This is a genomic window from Streptomyces sp. BR123 (genome assembly GCF_013401435.1).
Lineage (GTDB): Bacteria > Actinomycetota > Actinomycetes > Streptomycetales > Streptomycetaceae > Streptomyces.
The window spans coordinates 1-3618 of sequence record NZ_JACBGN010000465.1 but is presented as its reverse complement, the minus strand read 5'-3'; the positions used below and the strand labels follow the sequence as shown (position 1 = coordinate 3618).

The 3618-nt window shown below is 79.8% G+C and carries 1 protein-coding gene; it reads left to right on the top strand.

Going from position 1 to position 3618, the window contains the following annotated elements; translation table 11 throughout:
* Positions 1-3212 (top strand): SAV_2336 N-terminal domain-related protein (locus tag HYE82_RS35035; protein WP_179178265.1); only part of this gene is annotated, 3212 nt, incomplete at its 5' end.
* Between the last annotated feature and the right edge of the window lie 406 nt (positions 3213-3618).

The window sequence follows — 3618 nt, the reverse complement described above, 5'->3', positions numbered from 1 at the left end:
CCACCGCACCCGCCGACACCGCCCGCCCCGCACGCCGTCCGGTGCGGCAGGACGAACCGCCGCCCGAGGACGGGCCCGCACCCCCCGGGCCCGGGCCCGAGGACCCGGTCCGGCTCTACGCCGCCCGCCTGGCCGGCACCGCCGCCGAGGAGGCCGCCGCCTTCCCCGGCGGCGCCGGGGTGCCCGTACGGGTCCCCGGCGCCGCCGCACTCCCCCGGATCCTGGACATACAGCGCGCCCTGCGCTCCCTCCAGCGGCACCGCCCGCCCGGCCGGCCCACCCGCCTCGTCCTCGACGAGCCGGCCACCGCCGAGGCCAGCGCCCGCGCCCTCGGCCTGGTCATCCCCGTCCTGCGGCCCGAGAGCCGGCGTGAGGCGACCGTCCGACTGGTCATGGACGCCTCACCCTCCATGGCCGTGTGGCAGGACATGTTCGAGGAACTGCGCGCCGTCTGCGAACGCCTCGGCGCCTTCCGCGACGTACAGGTCCACTACCTGCAGCGGCTCGCCGACGGCCGCGCCGCCCTCGGCCAGGCCCCCGCCCCCGGCACCCGGCTCCGCTCCGGCGACCAGCTCCGCGACCCCAGCGGCCGCTCCCTCACCATGGTCGTCTCCGACTGCGCCGGGCCGCTGTGGCGCGAGGGCGCAGCCCAGCGGATCCTGCACCGGTGGGCCGAATGCACCCCCTGCGTCGTCGTCCAGCCCCTGCCCCAGCGCCTGTGGAACCGCAGCTGGCTGCCGACCGAGCGGGGCACCCTCACCCGGGTCGAGGGCGGCGCCGGCAAGCTCCGGTTCCGGCCCGACCGGCCCGTCCGCCCCGGCCGGCTCCGCGGCGGCCTCACCGTCCCCGTGCTCCCGCCGAACGCCACCGCGCTCGGCGCCTGGGCCCGCCTCGTCGCCGGGTTCGGCACCGGCCCCGTACCGGCCGAGGTGGGCCGGGTCCTCGCCGACCACCCCGCCGCGCCCGCCCCTCCGCCGCGGGCCGTGCGGCCGCCGCGCGAACTCGTCCGCCGCTTCTACTCCTCCGCCTCGCCGCGCGCCGTCCAGCTCGCCGTCTACCTGTCGGCGGCCCCCCTGACCCTGCCCGTGATGCGGCTCGTCCAGCGCACCATGCTGCCCGACTCCGAACCCTCCGACCTGGCGGAGGTGCTGCTCAGCGGACTCCTGAGGCGCGGCCAGGCACCGGGGGAGTGGTACGAGTTCACCCCCGGCGTGCAGGACGTCCTGCTCGGACCGCTCGGCCGGGACGAGGCCGCCCTCGTCCTCAAGCACTGCTCGGAGTACGTCCTCGCGCACTTCGGGCGCGGGGTGCGCAACTTCCCCGCGCTCGCCGTCTCCCAGCTCACCGGGGAACCCGTGGTCGAGGAGGACGGCGACGAACGGGCCCCCGCCGCGCCGCTCCCGCTGGCCTTCGCCGAGGTCTCCGCCCGCGTCGTACGCCGCTACCTGCCCGGGCCGGCCGCGCCGGGCACCGCTGACCGGGAACCTGCCGCGCCCCCGCCCGGGCGGGGCTGGGCCGTGCGCACGGCCCGCGACCGGATCGCCGCCCAGGACCGCCAGGGCGGCGACGGCGCCGAGCGCGGGCTGTACGAGGCCGTCGCGGTGCTGCGCCGCGCGGTGGCGGCCCCCGCGGGCCCCGACGACGCCCCGGGCGAGGCCGAGTGCGAGCTGGCCGGGGTGCTGCTGCGGCTGTGGGCCCGGCAGCGGGACCCCGAACTGCTGGCCGAGGCCGAGCAGGCGGTGAGCGGGCTCCGCACCGCGCCGGCCCGTGCCCTGCGCGGCCGGGTCCTGTACGAGCGGGCGCTCGCCCGGCAGGCCGAGCAGCCCGACGCGCGGCTGCTCGCCGCCGCCGAGCGGGAGTTCGCCGCCGCGGCCGCCGCCCCCGACGGCGATGCGGGGCTGCGGCTGGACTGCGTGGTGCGGCAGGCCCAGGCCCTGGTCGGGTTGGGCGAGCTGCGCGACGACCCGATTCCGCTGCTGCAGGCGCAGGCCGTGCTGGAGGCACTGGCCGGGCAGGGGGCCGCGGCGCAGGGCGGGGCCGACGGGGCCCTGAGGCCGGCCCTGGGACGGGTGCTCCTGGCGCTGCTGCCCCGAACCTCCGACCCGGTGGAGCGCACGGCCCTGGCCGAACAGGCCGCCGCACACCTGGCATCGGCGCTGCCGGAGACATCCGCCGGAGCGGAAACGGGAGCGGGCACGGCAGCCGGCGCCGCGGCACCGGAGCGATCGCCGGGCCCGGGTGGCCTCGGGGCCGCCGGTGCCGAGGCCGGTGCCGATGCCGGAACCGGGGCCGGGGCCGCTGCCGGTGCGGGGGCTGCCGGGGCCGGCGGGTCCGCGCAGGTCCGGGACCGGGCGCGGACCGCGCGGCTCCGCGTCGACCTGGCCACGGCCCTGCGCTACCTGCCCGCCCGGCTGGAGGAGGCGTCCGGCCAGCTGGGCCGGGCCCTGGCCGAGGCCGGCGGGGACCCCGAGCTCCGGCCGGCCGCGCTGGTGTGCCTGGCCCGCGTGCACCGGGCCCGGTCCGCGCGGGACGGGGACCCGGCGGCGCTGGAGGACGCGGCCGACGCGTACGGCAGGGCCCGCCGGCTGATCCCACGCGACGGGGAGGCCTACGCGGAGCTGCTGCCCGAGTGGGGCGACGTCCTCCTGCAGCGGGCCCGCGCCGCCGGCGGCCGACGGTTCACCTCGGCGGCCGTACGGGTGCTGCGCGACAGCCGGGCCGCCATCCCGCAGTCCGACGCCCGCTCCGCGCACCGGCTCGTACGGCTCGCGGAGGGGCTCCGGCTGCGGCACGGCTACGAGGGCGACGTGGTGGACCTGCGGGAGGCCGAGTACCTGCTGGAGCTCGCCGTGCGGCACAGCCGCAGCCCGCTGGAACAGGCCCGCGCCTGGCGGGAGCACGGGGACGTCCAGCAGGAGATCCACGCCCACACCCGGGCCCTGGAGCGGCTCGACCGGGCCGCGGACTCCTACCGGCGGGCCTGGCGCGCGGCCCTGGAGGCCGACCGCGCGGACCGACGGGAGGTCGCCGTCGAACTCGCCGCCAGAGTCCAGGAGCTGCGGGGCGGGGTGCTGGAGCGGCTGGCCCGCCCCCGGGCTGCGCTCGACGCCTACCGCTCCGCACTGGAGCTGTGGCGGGCGCTCGGGGAAGCGGCCGCGGACCGCCGCGAGGCGCTGGCCTCGCGGGTCCGCACCCTGGAGGCCGGGCTGTGAGGCCGGCGTCCGGGGCGTGAAGGGCCCGCACACGGGAACACGTTCAACGGGCGGGACGTCTAGACCGCGACACCGCACGCGATTCGGCACGGCGACTCAACAGGGGGACGGGCAGCCCATGGCGATCCGGCATCAGGCAGCGCACACGGAGGCGGCAGCGCGGACGGAAGGGGACAGGGACCCCGACGCGGAGGCCGAGACGGCGACGGCGACGGCCGGTGGCCGGGGAGCCGTCGTGGCCGGCGCCGGGGACGGCACCACAGCCGGCGTCAGGGAGGGCGGCCCGGTCGGCGGGGCGGGAGCAAGCGCGGGCGCGGGCCCGGGTGGATACGGGAGCGGACGCAGGCACGGCCCCGCGCGCAGGCGCGGGCCCGGCCGGCGGGGCGGGGGCAAGCGCGTGCACGGG